General features: G+C 68.7%; 9 protein-coding genes. 6 read left to right on the top strand and 3 right to left on the bottom strand.

The window, feature by feature from the left end:
• Positions 1 to 226: 226 nt before the first annotated feature.
• Complete coding sequence (locus K3U94_RS07525) at positions 227 to 610, top strand: DUF732 domain-containing protein (RefSeq protein WP_230987492.1); 384 nt, start codon at positions 227 to 229, stop codon at positions 608 to 610.
• A gap of 4 nt (positions 611 to 614) precedes the next feature.
• On the opposite strand, the gene K3U94_RS07530 is transcribed toward K3U94_RS07525, so the two are convergent.
• Positions 615 to 1,871 carry an MFS transporter gene (locus K3U94_RS07530; protein WP_230987494.1) on the bottom strand — a complete coding sequence of 419 codons (1,257 nt, stop codon included), beginning with the start codon at positions 1,869 to 1,871 and terminating at the stop codon, positions 615 to 617.
• 118 nt (positions 1,872 to 1,989) lie between these two features.
• Between K3U94_RS07530 and K3U94_RS07535 the strand changes: the two genes are divergently transcribed.
• The 3 genes from K3U94_RS07535 (at position 1,990) to acpS (ending at position 12,791) form a co-directional block, all read left to right on the top strand.
• A complete protein-coding gene (locus tag K3U94_RS07535; RefSeq protein WP_220696102.1) occupies positions 1,990 to 2,712 on the top strand; it encodes a DUF1906 domain-containing protein in 723 nt (240 codons plus the stop codon).
• A gap of 435 nt (positions 2,713 to 3,147) precedes the next feature.
• The gene (locus K3U94_RS07540) at positions 3,148 to 12,390 is read left to right on the top strand and encodes a type I polyketide synthase (protein WP_220696103.1); all 9,243 of its coding nucleotides are present in this window, start codon (positions 3,148 to 3,150) and stop codon (positions 12,388 to 12,390) included.
• A gap of 11 nt (positions 12,391 to 12,401) precedes the next feature.
• Positions 12,402 to 12,791 (top strand): holo-ACP synthase AcpS, encoded by a 390-nt coding sequence (gene acpS / locus K3U94_RS07545; RefSeq protein WP_047321283.1) that lies wholly within the window; start codon positions 12,402 to 12,404, stop codon positions 12,789 to 12,791.
• Between the two features lie 157 nt (positions 12,792 to 12,948).
• Here the strand turns inward: acpS and K3U94_RS07550 are convergent, their stop codons facing one another.
• Positions 12,949 to 14,190, bottom strand: a complete 1,242-nt coding sequence (locus K3U94_RS07550; protein ID WP_220696104.1) for an IS256 family transposase — start codon at positions 14,188 to 14,190, stop codon at positions 12,949 to 12,951.
• Between the two features lie 135 nt (positions 14,191 to 14,325).
• On the opposite strand from K3U94_RS07550, the gene K3U94_RS07555 reads away from it, so the two are divergent.
• Both K3U94_RS07555 and K3U94_RS07560 read left to right on the top strand, forming a co-directional pair.
• Positions 14,326 to 15,663, top strand: coding sequence for a dipeptidase (locus tag K3U94_RS07555; protein WP_220696105.1), 1,338 nt, complete (start codon positions 14,326 to 14,328; stop codon positions 15,661 to 15,663).
• Positions 15,664 to 15,713: 50 nt separating this feature from the next.
• Entirely contained in the window at positions 15,714 to 16,658 is a 945-nt protein-coding gene (locus K3U94_RS07560; protein ID WP_220696106.1) for a LysR family transcriptional regulator, read from the top strand.
• A 12-nt stretch (positions 16,659 to 16,670) separates the two neighbouring features.
• Here the strand turns inward: K3U94_RS07560 and K3U94_RS07565 are convergent, their stop codons facing one another.
• Positions 16,671 to 17,708 (bottom strand): FAD-dependent oxidoreductase, encoded by a 1,038-nt coding sequence (locus tag K3U94_RS07565; RefSeq protein WP_220696107.1) that lies wholly within the window; start codon positions 17,706 to 17,708, stop codon positions 16,671 to 16,673.
• Positions 17,709 to 17,733: the final 25 nt, after the last annotated feature.

The raw sequence follows: 17,733 nt of genomic DNA on the forward strand, positions 1-17,733 counted from the left end.
ACGCCGAGGATCGCGCTGTTCCGCCCCGCCCCGGCCAGCCTTTTGAACAGGTATTTTATGCCTCGGTGGCGCGGACAGCCGCGCGCCGGACAGGGAACTTTCAGTGCCCTTCCAGCTAACGCGTGGCCGAAGGGGCTGCAGTGAACGGCAAAGGTCGGTTCGTCGGCTGCTCGACTTCGCCCCTCCGCTGCCGCCGCCGGTGTCAGAATGAACGATGCCGTCGTCCGTGGATTGGTGCAGCGCGATGAAGATGTGGGTGGCCAGCGCGTTCAGCGTTGCGATGGTCGGCGCCGGAGTTCTTGCGCCGATACCGGTCGCCGTGGCGCAACCCGACCAGGACCAGGTGTTCTTCGACGAACTGGAACAGCAGGGGGTGCACCCCGACTACGACAAGCAGATCTGCGGCAGCATCAAGTGCGAGTCGCTGCGCACTCTGCTGGTCCAGGAGGGCCACGCGGTCTGCGTGGCGCTGGCCGACTCACCCCGGCTGGTGCCGGCCTCGGTCATCGCGAATCTGGAAGTGCCGCCCGACCAAGCGCACGCCATCATCAACGCGTCTCGGCACGCCTACTGCCCGCAGCTGCCGGACCCATATTCGTTGGCGCCCTAACGGCTCAGTGCTCGGACACGGCCACGGGCATGGGCGTTTGGCCGAACGTCTCGGAGTCTCGGGCTTTCCGCCCGTAGATCACCACGCCGACGGCGGCCACCGCCCAGACGATGTACTGCATCGTCCAGGCCAGCCGGAACGCCGCGAATGAATAGCCCCCGGTCATGGCGATAACCATTCCCATCGCCTGCATGATGAGCAGGGTGGCGATGAAGCCGCCGGTGTTGACCATGCCTTGCGCGGTGCCCAACGCCGCTGGCGGATTGTAGGTACGGGCGAAGTCGAAGGCCAGCATCGACACCGGCTGACCCGCCGAGATCACCAGGATCAGCACCACCAACAGCCAGTGCGGCGCGGGGTGCGGCAGCGCCAACAGCACTGTCCAGGTCGCTGCGATCAGCGCGATCATCGTCAGCGCCACGTTCGACCGGTGCCGGGGCCAGCGCGCCGAGATGGTTCCGACCAACAGCCCCACCACGATGAAGGGCGCCACCGACAGCGTCAGCACCACACCCGCCACGCCGCGCGAAAGGCCTTGTGCGGTAGTCAGGTATGGCACCCCCCACATCAGCGCGAACACGCCGGGCGAAAACGCGTTGCCCATATGGGTGAAGAAGCCCGCTTTGGTCCCCGGCCGCGACCACACCGTTTTGATCTCACCGAACGCGTCCCGGAAAGTCCGCGCGTGGACGGCGGCCGGCGTCGCCGGCGGGGCGTCGCGTACCACGGCCAGCGTCAGCGTGCCCGCGAACAAGCCCAGCCCTGCCGCCGAGAGGTAGGCGGCCGCCCAGCCGCCGTGCAGCAGAATTGCGAGGAACGGCACTGCCGAGAGGAACTGGCCGAACTGGCCGCAGATGCCGGTGAGTTGGGTGAGCAGTGGAACACGTTTGGCGGCAAACCAATTGGGGAGCAGACGGATGACCGAGATGAAGATGAACGAGTCACCCAGGCCGATGGCGCCGTACGCGCCGACCGCGGTGGGCAGCGAATGCGTCAGCGAGAGCGTGAGTTGGGCCGCGGAGAGCACCGTGACACCGGTGGCGATCATCGCCCGGGGACCGAAGCGGTCCAGCAGCACGCCGGCCGGAATCTGCATGGCGGCATAGACGATCAGCTGCACGATCACGAACGACGACAACGTGCTCGGGCCGGCGTGGAAGCGTTCTGCTGCGTCGAGACCCGATACCCCGAAGGTGGTCCGGTCCAGCACGGCCACCAAATAGGACAGCAGGCCGGTGCCCCACACGATCCAGGGACGCAATTGAGGCCTACCTTGTCTGTCTGTTGCGGGACACGCGCTATGGTCGCACACGATTTCGGCCTGATATTCGTCGGTGACCGGCGAAAACCCGGGCGAAGTCTGTCTTAGTCTGTGACGCGTGGTGATATCACGGCGCGACGTGTTCAAACTCGCTGCGACGGTGCCCGCGGCGGCCGGGCTTGGCGCCGGGGTCTCGGCGCTGCTCGCCGCGGCCGCCGAGGCGGCACCGCTGGGCATTCTGCTGGATTATTCGGCCGGGGTTTTGTCGGCCGGCGCGATCAAGGCTTCCGGTGCGGCGGGTGCTATCCGCTATGTGTCGGACCGCCGGCCCGGCGCTGAGTGGATGCTCGGCAAGCCGATTCAGCCGGCCGAGGCACGGGACCTGCAGGAGAACGGACTCACGATCGTCTCCTGCTACCAGTTCGGAAAGCAGGCGACCGCAGACTGGCTGGGCGGCCAGGACGCCGGTGTGGACCACGCCAAGCGTGGCGCGCAGTTGCATACCGCGGCCGGCGGCCCGGACAGCGCGCCGATCTATGCCTCGATCGACGACAACCCTTCCTACGAGCAGTACAAGGACCAGGTTGCGCCGTATCTGCGGGGATGGCAGTCGGTGATCGGGCCGGAGCGCACCGGCGTCTATGCCAACTCCACGACCATCGAGTGGGCGCTGCAGGACGGTCTGGGCTCCTGCTTCTGGCAGCACAACTTCGGTTCCCCCGGCGGCATCGCCCATCCGGCCGCCAATTTGCATCAGGTGGAGATCGACAGGCGCACCGTCGGCGGCGTTGGTGTGGACATCAACGAGATCCTGGCGCCCCAGTTCGGTCAGTGGGTTTGACCACGCTCCGGTCGCTGTCCGTCCAGCAAACTGGCGCCGGATCGGGCCGCGCAGGGCGGGGATCGCGGCGCTCGTTCGAGGTCGGAGCCCCGGACGCCGCCAAAGGCTGTTGGCCTCGCTGATTCAAACATAACGATTAGATAACAATGGAGCCTTGATCTGCGTCGTTGTGGCTACTCGACCGTAACCCCACGCATGCAGGACGTTTGTCCCGGATCGTTACGAGCGCCGTCGAGCCCCGTGATATCCGGGGCCGGGTTACCCGAGCGTAGAACTCACCAGTAACCAATTTGCTGCGGAAACGGCACAGGTTCTTATGACACTCTTACTGCTGAAGCGCGGCCGCGAACACGCGAGAGCCCGCAGTTTGGGCCGGCTATCCCGGCGGGCGTCGATGACGACGCGACGTTAACCAGGGCAGGGGAGATACATAACGTGACGATCCACGAACACGACCGGGTTTCCGCTGACGGAGCAGGCTCGGGGCGCTTCGCCAGCGCCTCGTCCGCTCTGGTGGATCGGTTGACGGCCGGCGAGCCGTACGCGGTGGCCTTCGGCGGGCAGGGCAGTGCCTGGCTGGAGTCGCTCGAAGAGCTGGTGTCTTCGGCCGGCATCGAGACGGAGCTGGCCACGTTGGCCGGTGAGGCCGACCTGCTGCTCGAGCCGATCGCCAAGGAACTTGTTGTGGTCCGGCCCATCGGCTTCGAGCCGCTGCAATGGGTGCGGGCGCTGGCAGCCGAGGACCCGATCCCGTCGGCCAAGCAGCTGACCTCGGCCGCCGTGTCGGTGCCGGGCGTGCTGCTGACCCAGATCGCGGCGATGCGAGCGATGGAGCGTCAAGGGCTGGACCTGTCGGCCACCCCGCCTGTCGCGGCGGCCGGGCACTCGCAGGGCATTCTGGCCGTCGAGTCGCTGAAAGCGGGCGGCGCCAACGACGTCCAGCTGCTCGCGATCGCCCAGCTGATCGGGGCGGCCGGAACGCTGGTGGCCCGTCGCCGTGGAATCTCGGTCCTGGGGGACCGCCCGCCGATGGTGTCGGTCACCAACGTCGACCCGGAGCGCATCCGGCAACTGTTGGACGAGTTCGCCACCGACGTGCGCACGGTGCTTCCGCCGGTGCTGTCCATCCGCAACGGTCGCCGCGCCGTGGTGATCACCGGAACCCCCGAGCAGCTGTCCCGCTTCGAGCTGTACTGCGAGCAGATCGCCGAGAAAGAGGCCGCCGAGCGCAAGAACAAGCTGCGTGGCGGTGCGGTCTTCGCTCCGGTCTTCGAGCCGGTGCAGGTCGAGGTCGGCTTCCACTCGCCGCGACTGTCCGACGGCATCGAGATCGTCGCGCAGTGGGCCGCCAAGGTGGGCCTCGATGTCGAGCTGACCCGCCAGCTGGCCGACTCGATCCTGGTGGGTCAGGTCGACTGGGTCGACGAGGTCACCGCGTTGCACGACGCGGGTGCCCGCTGGATTCTGGATCTGGGACCCGGCGACATCCTGACCCGGCTGACCGCGCCGGTGATCCGCGGCCTGGGCATCGGGATCGTGCCGGTGGCCACCCGCGGTGGTCAGCGCAATCTGTTCACCATCGGCGCCGTCCCGGAGGTCGCCCGGCCCTGGACCAGCTACGCCCCGTCGGTGGTTCAGCTGCCCGACGGCCGGGTCAAGCTCGACACCAAGTTCACCCGGCTGACCGGCCGCTCGCCGATCCTGCTGGCCGGCATGACGCCGACCACCGTGGACGCCAAGATCGTCGCCGCGGCCGCCAACGCCGGGCACTGGTCTGAGCTGGCCGGCGGTGGGCAGGTCACCGAGGAGATCTTCAACGACCGGGTCGCGGAGCTGACGACGCTGCTCGAGCCGGGGCGCACCGTCCAGTTCAACTCGCTGTTCTTGGACCCGTACCTGTGGAAGCTGCAGGTCGGCGGAAAACGGTTGGTGCAGAAGGCGCGTCAGTCCGGCGCCCCGTTCGACGGCCTGGTGATCAGCGCCGGCATCCCCGAGCTGGAAGAGGCCGTCGAGCTGATCGCCGAGCTCAACGACGCCGGCATCAGCCACGTGGTGTTCAAGCCCGGCACCGTCGAGCAGATCCGGTCGGTGATCCGCATCGCCGCCGAGGTGCCCACCACCCCGGTGATCGCGCACGTCGAGGGTGGCCGCGCCGGTGGCCACCACTCCTGGGAGGACCTCGACGACCTGCTGCTGGCGACCTACTCCGAGCTGCGCTCGCAGCCCAACATCACCCTGTGCGTCGGCGGTGGTATCGGCACTCCCGAGCAGGCCGCCGAATACCTGTCCGGCCGGTGGTCGCAGCAGCACGGCTTCCCGTTGATGCCCGTTGACGGCATCCTGGTCGGCACCGCGGCGATGGCGACCCTGGAGGCCACCACGTCGCCGGCCGTGAAGCAGATGCTGGTCGACACCACGGGCACCGACCAGTGGATCGGCGCCGGAAAAGCCCAGGGCGGCATGGCTTCCTCGCGTAGCCAGCTCGGTGCCGACATCCACGAGATCGACAACGTCGCCTCCCGGTGCGGCCGGTTGCTCGACGAAGTCGCCGGTGACGGCGAGGCCGTCGCTGCGCGTCGCGACGAGATCATCGCGGCGCTGGCCGACACCGCCAAACCCTATTTCGGTGATGTCACCGAGATGACCTACGCGCAGTGGCTGCGCCGCTATGTGGAACTGGCCATCGGTGCGGGCGACTCGACCGCGGACACCGCGTCACCGGACAGCCCGTGGCTGGCCGACACCTGGCGGGAGCGGTTCGGTTCGATGCTGCAGCGCGCCGAAGCGCGACTCAACGAGCTCGAGTCCGGCCCGATCGAGACGCTGTTCACCGATTCCGAAGGGGGACAGTCGATCCTGGAGCGACCCGCAGAGGCCATCGCGGCGCTGCTGGCCCGCTACCCGGAGGCCGAGACCGTCCGGCTGCACCCGGCCGACGCGCCGTTCTTCACCCAGCTCTGCAAGACGCCGGGCAAGCCGGTCAACTTCGTGCCGGTGATCGACAAGGACGTGCGCCGCTGGTGGCGCAGCGACTCGCTGTGGCAGGCGCACGACGCCCGCTACACCGCCGAGCAGGTCTGCATCATTCCGGGCATCACCGCCGTCGCCGGCATCACTCGCGTCGACGAGCCGGTCGGTGAGCTGCTGGACCGCTTCGAGCAGGCAGCGGTCGACCAGGTGCTGGCCGCCTACCAGAAAGCAGGGGTGGAGCCTCGATCCGTCACCGCGCGCCGTCAGGGCCGCACCGACGTCACGGGCCCGCTGGCCGTGCTGCTCGACGCTCCCGACGTGCTGTGGGCGGGGCGTACCGCCACCAACCCGGTGCATCGGATCGGCGCCTCCGACGAGTGGCAGGTGCAGGAGAACCGTGCGGCCACCCATCCGACGACCGGGGCGCGTCTCGAGGTCGTCTCGGACACCAATGTTGTGCTCAGCGTGCCGCTGTCCGGTGTCTGGATCAACATTCGCTTCACCGTGCCGGCAGCCGTCGTCGACGGCGCCGCCCCGCTGGTGTCCACCGAGGACGCCGCCGCCGCGATGCGCGCGGTGCTGGCCATCGCCGCCGGCGTCGACGGCCCGGAGTCCTTGCCGCCGGTGCACAACGGCTCGGCCACCGTGACCGTGGAGTGGAACCCCGAGCAGGTCGCCGACCACACCGGGGTGACCGCAACGTTCGGCGCGCCGCTGGCGCCGGGACTGTCCACCGTGCCCGACGCACTGGTCGGCCGGTGCTGGCCGGCCGTGTTCGCCGCCATCGGCTCGGCGACCACCGGCACCGGATTCCCGGTTGTCGAGGGCCTGCTGTCGCTGGTGCACCTGGACCACGCGGCACACCTGCTGGCCGCACTGCCGGCGCAACCGGCTGAATTGACCGTCACCGCAACGGCTTCGGCGGCCACCGACACCGAGGTCGGCCGTGTCGTCCCGGTGTCCGTCACGGTTGCCGCCGCCGACGGAACCGTGCTGGCCACCCTGGAAGAGCGCTTCGCGATCCGCGGGCGCACCGGCGCCACGGAACTGACCGACCCGGTCCGGGCCGGCGGCGCGGTCTCCGACAACGCCACCGACACCCCGCGCCGCCGCCGGCGCGACGTCACCATCACCGCGCCGGTCGACATGCGGCCGTTCGCGGCGGTCTCCGGCGACTACAACCCGATCCACACCGACCGGGCCGCCGCGCTGCTGGCCGGTCTGGAATCGCCCATCGTGCACGGCATGTGGCTCTCGGCCGCGGCCCAGCACGTGGTGACCGCCACCGACGGGCAGGCCCGCCCGCCGGCCCGGCTGGTCGGCTGGACCGCGCGTTTCCTGGGCATGGTGAAGCCCGGTGACGAGGTCGACTTCCGGGTGGACCGGGTCGGAATCGACCTGGGCGCAGAGGTTTTGGAGGTGTCCGCACGGATCGGCTCAGACCTGGTGATGTCGGCGACCGCCCGACTGACCGCCCCCAAGACCGTCTACGCCTTCCCGGGTCAGGGCATCCAGCACAAGGGCATGGGCATGGAGGTCCGCGCCCGGTCCAAGGCTGCGCGCAAGGTGTGGGACTCCGCGGACAAGTTCACCCGCGAAACCCTCGGCTTCTCGGTGCTGCACGTGGTGCGCGACAACCCGACGTCCCTGATCGCCTCCGGTGTGCACTACCAGCACCCCGACGGCGTGCTGTACCTGACGCAGTTCACCCAGGTGGCGATGGCCACCGTGGCGGCCGCGCAGGTCGCCGAGATGCGCGAGCAGGGCGCGTTCGTCGAGGGTGCGATCGCCTGCGGTCACTCCGTCGGCGAGTACACCGCGCTGGCGTGCGTCAGCGGTGTCTACGAGCTCGAAGCGCTGCTGGAGGTGGTGTTCCACCGCGGCTCGAAGATGCACGACATCGTGCCGCGTGACGCCATGGGCCGGTCCAACTACAGACTGGCCGCCATCCGCCCGTCGCAGATCGACCTCGACGACGCCGACGTCACCGCGTTCGTGGACGAGATCTCCGAGCGCACCGGGGAATTCCTGCAGATCGTCAACTTCAACCTGCGCGGCTCGCAGTACGCGATCGCCGGGACGGTCGCCGGCCTGGAGGCGCTGGAGGCCGAGGTCGAGCGGCGCCGCGAGATCAGCGGAGGCAAGCGCTCGTTCATCCTGGTGCCCGGCATCGACGTGCCGTTCCACTCCAGCGTGCTGCGTATCGGCGTGGACGACTTCCGGCGTTCGCTGGAGCGGGTCATGCCGCGTGACCAGGACCCGGCGCTGATCATCGGCCGCTACATCCCCAACCTGGTGCCCAAGCCATTCACCCTGGACCGGGAGTTCATCCAGGAGATTCGCGACCTGGTGCCGGCCGAGCCGCTCGACGAGGTGCTGGCCGACTACGACACCTGGCGCAACGAGAAGCCCGCCGAACTGTGCCGCAAGATCGTCATCGAGTTGCTGGCCTGGCAGTTCGCCAGCCCGGTGCGCTGGATCGAAACCCAGGACCTGCTGTTCATCGAGCAGGCGGCCGGCGGGTTGGGCGTGGAACGGTTCGTCGAGATCGGGGTGAAGACCGCCCCGACGGTCGCCGGACTGGCCACCAACACGCTCAAGCTGCCCGAGTACGCCCACAGCACCGTGGAAGTGCTCAACGCTGAGCGGGACGCCGCGGTGCTGTTCGCCACCGACACCGACCCCGAGCCGGAGCCCGAGGAGGAAGCGGCACCGGCCGAGGGGGCGGCGGACGCCGCCCCGACCGAGGCCGCTCCGGCACCGGCCGCCCCGGCCGCTCCGTCGGGTGGCCCGCGCCCCGACGACATCGCGTTCGACGCCGCCGACGCCACCTGCGCGCTGATCGCACTGAGCGCCAAGATGCGCATCGACCAGATCGAGGCGCTGGACTCCATCGAGTCCATCACCGACGGCGCGTCGTCGCGGCGCAACCAGCTGTTGGTGGACCTGGGTTCGGAGCTGAACCTGGGCGCCATCGACGGCGCCGCCGAGGCCGACCTGTCCGGACTGAAGTCGCAGGTGACGAAGCTGGCCCGCACCTACAAGCCGTACGGCCCGGTGCTGACCGACGCGATCAACGACCAGCTCCGCACCATTCTCGGGCCGTCGGGCAAGCGGCCCGGCGCCATCGCCGAGCGGGTCAAGAAGACCTGGGAGCTCGGTGACGGGTGGGCCAAGCACGTCGCCGTCGAGGTGGCGTTGGGAACCCGCGAAGGCACCAGTGTCCGGGGCGGCGCCCTGGGCGGGTTGCATGAGGGTGCGCTGGCCGACGCCGCGGCCGTCGACAAGGTCGTCGACGCGGCCGTCCAGGCCGTCGCCGCACGTCGCGGTGTCGCGGTGTCGCTGCCGTCGGCCGGCGGTGGCGGCGGTGCGACGGTGGACGCCGCCGCGCTGGGCGAGTTCACCGCCCAGATCACCGGCCGCGACGGTGTGCTCGCCTCGGCCGCCCGGCTGGTGTTGGGCCAACTCGGATTCGACGATGCGGTGAGTGCCCCGGCGGGTGCCACCGACAGCGAACTGATCGACCTGGTGACCGCCGAATTGGGTTCGGACTGGCCGCGCCTGGTGGCGCCGGTGTTCGACGGCCGTAAGGCGGTGCTGTTCGACGACCGTTGGGCCAGTGCCCGCGAGGACCTGGTCAAGCTGTGGCTGCTCGACGAAGGCGACGTCGACGCCGACTGGGCCCGTCTCGCCGAGCGTTTCGAGGGTGCCGGCCACGTGGTCGCCACCCAGGCGTCGTGGTGGCAGGCCCGCGCGCTGGCCTCTGGCCGGCAGATTCACGGCTCGCTGTACGCCCGGATCGCCGCCGGCGCGGAGAACCCGGGCCGGGGCCGCTACAGCGACGAGGTGGCGGTGGTGACCGGTGCCTCCAAGGGCTCGATCGCCGCGTCGGTGGTCGGGCAGCTGCTCGACGGCGGTGCGACCGTCATCGCCACCACGTCTCGACTCGACGATGAGCGGCTGGGCTTCTACCGCAGCCTTTACCGCGACCACGCTCGGTTCGGTGCGGCGCTGTGGGTGGTGCCCGCCAACATGGCCTCCTACTCCGACATCGACGCACTGGTCGAGTGGGTCGGTACCGAGCAGACCGAAAGCCTTGGGCCGCAGTCGATCCACCTCAAGGATGCGCAAACCCCGACACTGCTGTTCCCGTTCGCGGCACCGCGGGTCACCGGCGACCTGTCGGAGGCCGGTGCGCGCGCCGAGATGGAGATGAAGGTCCTGCTGTGGGCGGTGCAGCGCCTGATCGGCGGCTTGTCGAAGATCGGCGCAGAACGCGACATCGCCTCCCGGTTGCACGTGGTGCTGCCCGGCTCACCCAACCGCGGCATGTTCGGCGGTGACGGCGCCTACGGCGAGGCCAAGGCGTCGCTGGACGCGCTGGTGTCACGCTGGAAGGCCGAGTCCTCGTGGGCGTCTCGGGTCAGCCTGGCCCACGCCTTGATCGGCTGGACCCGCGGCACCGGGCTGATGGGCCACAACGACGTCATCGTCGATGCGGTCGAGGAAGCCGGCGTCACCACCTACTCGACCGAGCAGATGGCGGCCATGCTGCTGGAGCTGTGCAACGTCGAGTCGAAGGTGGCCGCGGCCAACACACCGATCGAGGCCGACCTGACCGGTGGCCTGGCCGAGGCGAACCTGGACATGGCCGAGCTGGCCGCGAAGGCCCGCGAAGAGATGACCGCCGAGGCAGCAGTCGATGACGAGGCTGAGGATGCCGCGAATACCATTGCGGCACTGCCCAGCCCGCCGCGCGGCTACACCCCGGCACCCCCGCCGGCCTGGGACGACCTCGACGTGGACCCGGCCGACCTGGTGGTCATCGTCGGTGGCGCCGAACTGGGCCCGCTCGGCTCGTCGCGCACCCGCTTCGAGATGGAGGTCTCCGGCGAGCTGTCGGCGGCCGGAGTGCTGGAGCTGGCCTGGACCACCGGGCTGGTCAAGTGGGAGGACGACCCGACCCCGGGTTGGTATGACACCGCGACCGGCGAGCTGGTCGACGAGGCCGAGCTGGTGGAGCGCTACCACGACGCCGTGGTGGAACGCGTCGGTGTTCGCGAGTTCGTCGACGACGGCGCGATCGACCCCGACCACGCCTCGCCGCTGCTGGTCAGCGTGTTCCTGGACAAGGACTTCTCGTTCGTGGTCTCCAGCGAGTCCGACGCACGCGCGTTCGTTGAGTTCGACCCCGAGCACACCGTGGTGCGTCCGGTGCCGGATTCGTCGGACTGGCAGGTGATCCGCAAGGCCGGCACCGAGATTCGGGTGCCGCGCAAGAGCAAGCTGTCGCGCACTGTGGGTGCTCAGATCCCGACCGGGTTCGACCCGACGGTGTGGGGGATCAGCCAGGACATGGCCACCTCCATCGACCGGGTGGCGCTGTGGAACATCATCGCGACCGTGGATGCGTTCCTGTCGGCGGGCTTCACCCCGACCGAGCTGCTGCGCTGGGTGCACCCGTCGCTGGTGGCCAGCACCCAGGGCACCGGCATGGGCGGCATGACCTCGATGCAGACCATGTACCACGGCAACCTGCTCGGGCGGGCCAAGCCGAACGACATCCTGCAGGAAGTCCTGCCCAACGTCGTTGCGGCGCATGTGATCCAGAGCTACGTCGGGTCCTACGGCTCGATGATCCACCCGGTGGCCGCCTGTGCCACCGCGGCGGTCTCGGTCGAGGAGGGCGTCGACAAGATCCGGCTGGGCAAGGCCGAGCTGGTGGTGGCCGGCGGCTACGACGACCTGACCCTGGAGGCCATCATCGGCTTCGGTGACATGGCGGCCACCGCCGACACCGAGATGATGCGCGCCAAGGGCATCAGCGACTCGAAGTTCTCCCGCGCCAACGACCGGCGCCGGCTGGGCTTCGTCGAGGCCCAGGGCGGTGGCACCATTCTGCTGGCCCGCGGCGACCTGGCCGCCAAGATGGGCCTGCCGGTGCTGGCGGTGGTGGCCTACGCGCAGAGCTTCGCCGACGGCGTGCACACCTCGATCCCGGCTCCGGGCCTGGGCGCCCTGGGCGCGGGCCGGGGCGGCAAGGATTCGATGCTGGCCCGTTCGCTGGCCAAGCTGGGCGTGGGCGCCGACGACATCGCGGTGGTCTCCAAGCACGACACCTCGACGTTGGCCAACGACCCCAACGAGACCGAGCTGCACGAGCGGCTGGCCGACTCGCTGGGCCGCTCGCAAGGTGCGCCGCTGTTCGTGATCAGCCAGAAGAGCCTCACCGGGCACGCCAAGGGCGGTGCGGCGGTCTTCCAGATGATGGGCTTGTGTCAGGTGCTGCGGGACGGGGTGATCCCGCCCAACCGCAGCCTGGACTGCGTCGACGACGAGCTGGCGACCGCCGGGCACCTGGTGTGGGTGCGCGAGACGCTGGAGCTGGGGGAGAAGTTCCCCCTCAAGGCCGGGTTGGTCACCAGCCTCGGCTTCGGCCACGTGTCCGGTCTGGTCGCCCTGGTGCACCCGGCGGCGTTCCTGGCGGCGCTGGACCCGAGCCAGCGCGAGGCCTACCTGCAGCAGGCCTCCGAGCGTGTCCTGGCCGGTCAGCGGCGGCTCGCCTCGGCGATCGCCGGTGGCAAGCCGATGTACGAGCGGCCCGCCGACCGGCGGTTCGACCACGACACACCGGAGAAGCGCCAAGAGTCGGCCATGCTGCTCAACCCGGCGGCACGGCTCGGCGACGACGACGTCTACATCGGATAACGTCACCGGCTATGGGCATCGTTGGTGTCGGGATCGACCTGGTTTCGATTCCCGACTTCGCCGAGCAGGTCGACCAGCCCGGGACGGTGTTCGCCGCGACGTTCACCCCCGGGGAACGCCGGGACGCCTCCGACAAGAGTTCGTCGGCGGCGCGGCACCTGGCGGCCCGCTGGGCGGCCAAGGAGGCGGTGATCAAGGCGTGGTCGGGTTCGCGGTTCGCGCAGAAACCGGTGTTGCCGGAGGCGATTCACCGCGACATCGAGGTGGTCACCGACACGTGGGGACGCCCGAAGGTGCGACTCTCCGGTGAGATAGCGCAGCATTTGGCCGATGTGACGATCCACGTGTCACTGACCCATGAGGCCGACACCGCCGCCGCCGTCGCCATCCTCGAGGTGTGACGCCCCTTTGCGCGACGGTGCGTGTTTGTACGCAACACGCCGGGTGAAACTGGCATTCTGCGCACGCTCGCGCCAGCAGAAGCACCGGCTAACGGTCGCGCCCCGTGGGGTGGTGTAAGTAAGGCCAGCGTTTTCGCGTGAGGCTCTGTGGTTTTCACTATGCCGTGAGAGCCGCTGTGGGGGCAACGCTTTCGGTGGGTTTGGTGCCGGGGTCGCTGGTTTTGAGCAGGGCCAGGGTGGCTTCGGATAGGTAGCGTTTGTCGGCGACCTGCCATTCATCGTGGGCTTCGACGAGCACCGAGCCGGCCAGCCGCAGCAGCGCGGCTGGATTCGGGAAGACCCCGACGACGTCGGTTCTGCGTTTGATTTCCCGGTTGAGCCGCTCCAAGGGGTTGGTTGACCAGATCTTCTTCCAGTGCGCCACCGGGAAATCGGCGAAGGCGGTGACGTCATCGGCGGCATTGCGCAGCATGGTCTCGACCTTGGGGAACTGACGGCCCAGCATGGTGGCGATGGTGTCGAGCTGCTCGCGCACATGATCGGCGTCGGTCTGGGCGAAGATGGTGCGGATCGCCGCGGCCACCATCTCCGCGGAGCCCTTGGGCACCTGGGCCAGCACGTTGCGCACGAAATGCACCCGGCAGCGCTGCCAGGCAGCCCCGATCAGCACCGCCTCGATCGCGGCCCGCAGCCCGGCGTGGGCATCGGAGATGACCAGCTGCACCCCGGTAAGGCCGCGTGATTTCAGCGAACGCAGAAACGCCGTCCAGAACGCGCCGTCCTCGGAATCGCCGACCTCAAAGCCGAGTACTTCGCGGCGGCCATCGGCGGCCACGCCGGTGGCGATGACCACCGCCTGGGAGACGACCCGGTGGTTGACCCGGGCTTTGCAGTAGGTGGCATCGAGGAACACGTACGGGAATGCCTGCTCCGAGAGCGGGCGGTCGCGGAAGGCGGCCACTTCGGTGTCTAGGTCCGCGCAGATCCGCGAGACCTCGCTTTTGGAGATCCCCGAATCGGCCCCGAGGGCTTTGACCAGATCGTCGACCTTGCGGGTGGAAGTGCCGTGCAGGTAGGCCTCCATCACCACCCCGAACAGGCACTGATCGACTCGGCGGCGGCGCTCGAGCAGGGCAGGGAAAAACGAACCCGACCGCAGCTTGGGGATACGCAGCTCCAGATCGCCGGCCACGGTGGTCAAGGTGCGCGGCCGTGACCCATTGCGCTGATTGGTTCTGGACTCGCAGCGCTCATGCGCGGCGGCGCCGATCAAAGCGGTCAACTCCGCCTCGATCAGAGCCTGGTAGATGGTTTCGGCGGCTTGGGTGATTCGCTCACCGGCATCGGCGGTGCGCAGTGCATCGAGCACCTCCAGCAAGGCAGACTGATCCAGGGCCATCGCGGTGTTCCTCTCGGTAGTGATCCTTGGTCGTTTCACCACAGAGACTCCCGCGATGGCCTCCTACATCAGGACCGACACGCCGCCCCTACTTACACCACCGCCGGGGACGTGAACCCGGCTAACCTCGACGCCATGAGCGATCTGGTGCAGCGAGTCCGCGACGTGCTGCCGTCGGTACGCGCCGACCTGGAGGATCTGGTCCGCATCGAGTCGGTGTGGGCGGACCCCGCGCGGCGCCCCGAGGTACAGCGCAGCGCACAACTGACCGCAGATCTGCTGAGCCAGGCTGGTTTTCCGCAGGTGCAGATCGTCGCCGAAGGCGGTGCCCCGGCAGTCATCGCGCACTATCCGCCACCGCCGGGCGCCCCGACGGTGTTGCTGTACGCCCATCACGATGTGCAGCCCGAGGGTGATGCGGGACAGTGGGAGTCACCGCCGTTCGAGCCCACCGAACGCGACGGACGCCTCTATGGCCGCGGCACCGCCGACGACAAAGCCGGTATCGCAACACATCTGGCGGCGTTCCGGGCGCACGGCGGCCATCCTCCAGTCGGTGTGACGGTCTTCGTCGAAGGCGAAGAGGAATCCGGGTCACCGTCGCTGGGGGCACTGCTCGCCGCGCACCGCGAGGCGCTGAGCGCCGACGTGATCGTGATCGCCGACTCCGACAACTGGAGCACCGACATCCCCTCACTGACGGTGTCGCTACGGGGGCTGGTCGACTGCGTGGTGGAAGTCGCGACCCTGGACCACGGCCTGCACTCGGGGTTGTGGGGTGGGGTGGTGCCCGACGCGCTGACCGTCCTGGTGCGGCTGCTGGCGAGCCTGCACGACGACGACGGCAACGTCGCGGTCGCCGGACTTCACGAAAGCACCGCGGCACCAGTCGATTACCCACCCGAACGGGTCCGTGCCGACACCGGGCTGCTGGACGGGGTGGCCGAGATCGGCTCCGGCTCGGTGCCGCAGCGGATGTGGGCCAAGCCGGCGATCACCGTCATCGGTATCGACACCACGAGCATCGCGGCATCGTCGAACACGCTGATCCCACGGGCTCGCGCCAAGGTCAGCATGCGGGTGGCTCCCGGCGGCGACGCCGCCGCCCACCTGCAGGCGCTCACCACTCACCTGCAGCACCATGCCCCGTGGGGAGCGCAGGTGACCGTCACCCCGGGCGACGTCGGTCAGCCCTACGCCATCGACGCCACCGGTCCGGTGTACGACGCCGCCAGGGCCGCGTTCGCCCAGGCGTGGGGCGTCGCACCCATCGACATGGGCATGGGCGGTTCAATCCCGTTCATCGCCGAGTTCGCCGCCGCCTACCCGCAGGCGACCATCCTGGTCACCGGGGTGGAGGATCCCGGCACGCAAGCGCACAGCATCAACGAGAGCCTGCACCTGGGAGTGCTGGAACGCGCCGCCACCGCCGAAGCACTGTTGCTGGCCAAGCTGGGCGGTCAGCCCGCCTGATGATCGCGGGCTTGCGGGCTCACAACCGCGACTTGTGATTGCATGGGGACATGGCGCTCAGCCCTCGCATGCCCGACTTGTCGGCGTTCGAGATGTTGTTGGCTATCGCCAGAACCGGCAGCCTTGGCGCCGCCGGTCGGGAACTGGGGCTGACGCAGCAGGCCGTTTCGGCACGACTGTCAGCGATGGAGGCCCAGACCGGTGTGCGGCTGGTGACCCGTAGTGCGCGTGGTTCGCAGCTGACTGCGGCCGGTGCGGTCGTGACGGAGTGGGCAGATCAGCTACTGGATGTCGCCGGCCACGTCGATGCCGGACTCGCTTCGTTGCGGACCGCGAGCCGCAAGAGGGTGAAGGTGGTTGCGAGCCTGACGATCGCCGAACAATTGATGCCCCGCTGGATCGTGTCACTGCAGACCTCCGCCACGCGAACCGGCCGCGAGGCGCCCGAGGTCATTCTGACCGCCACCAACAGCGAGCAGGCGATCTCGAGTGTTCGAGGCGGATCGGCGGACCTGGGATTCATCGAGAGTCCGGGGGTGCTGACCGGTATTCGAAGCCGGGTTGTCGCGCACGACGACCTCGTGGTGATCGTGCCGCCGGACCACAAGTGGGTGCGTCGCACCAAAGGCGTGACCGCGGCAGAACTCAGCCAGACCCCGCTGGTCGTGCGTGAACAGGGTTCGGGCACCCGTGACTCGCTGACTTCGGCATTGCGTGCCGTCTTGGGGCACGAGGTGGAACAGGCACGTCCGGCACTGGAACTGTCTTCGTCGGTGGCCGTGCGGGGCGCCGTCCTGGCCGGGGCCGGGCCGGCGGTGATGAGCAGGCTGGCCGTCGCCGATGACCTTGCGGTGGGCCGGCTTCGCTGCGTCGCGGTGCCGGAATTGGACCTGCATCGTGAGCTGAGGGCGATCTGGACGGGCGGGCGGACGCCGCCGGCCGGTGCGGTCCGGGACCTGTTGAGCCACATCGGCAGCGCCAACCTGCCGCGCTGACGCACGCGGAAGCTATGTGCCGTACTGCAACCACAGGGGCAGGGCGCTGTTGAGCCGCTGCATGAACTTGATGAGCCCGATCCGATACTGCCCAGATCCGAACGAGTCGATTCCGTACTCGGGGAACGCAATCCCGACCCCGAACAGTCCCGGCGCAAGGATGCCGTTCGCCGGATCGCATTCCAGCTCCCCCCACTGCGGGGTCGCGGGGAGCTGCCGTCGGGTGAAGCCGACGGTGTAAACGACGTGACTACAGGCTTGGAGCCGCTCGGCGGACTCCGGGTCGTTTACCCGATACCGTTCCAGGCGTTCCGGATACGTCCCGTCAATGTTCGCCCGGGCCCACTCTGCGGCCTTTCCCTTGAGGCCGGTGTCGTCGAACAGAATCTGATCACCCAGGTAGACAGCGTATTTGGTGGGGCTCCGGTAGAAGTTGATGACTTTGCGGACCCGTGTGTCCAGCAGATTGGGCAGGGCCACCATGGAGGAGTGCGACGAGCCGAGTACGGCCACCGTGGCGTCGTCCAACGCCAGCTGCCCAAGCTTGTCGGGGTTCAGCGCCACCTCGATCGGAATCTCCTCCAGGTGCGGATGATGAAGCTTCTTGGGAACCGAACCAATGGCAAGGATCACATTCTTCGCTTCGATCTCGGCTTCTTCGGTGCGCACCAACCACCGGCGGTTACGCAGCGTGAGCTCTGTTGCCACCGCCCGAATGGGCGTGACTCGCTCTGCCAGGTGTTGCGAGATCCATACCAACGGATCGGCGATGTGGCCGAGCAGGCAGGTGTGACCGGGATCGATGTCGGTCAGCTCAAAGTGGGGCGCTTCGGCGAACCGAAACGACGGTGAGCCGTTCAAGTAGTCGAGGAACAACGACACATGGGTGTTGCCGGGCACGGCACGCCATTTGGTGCCGAGGTCACCGGCGGCAAAGTCGGGGTCGATCCAGACGATCTCGTCCCCGGGGACGCCATGGTCGAGCAACCGGCCCACCGCGGCGATACCCGCGGGACCTGCTCCGATCACCGCCCAGCTGTGCCCAGTCATCTTCCTGCCTTCCAACGGGGTGGGA

Source organism: Mycolicibacter heraklionensis (assembly GCF_019645815.1).
Taxonomy (GTDB): domain Bacteria; phylum Actinomycetota; class Actinomycetes; order Mycobacteriales; family Mycobacteriaceae; genus Mycobacterium; species Mycobacterium heraklionense.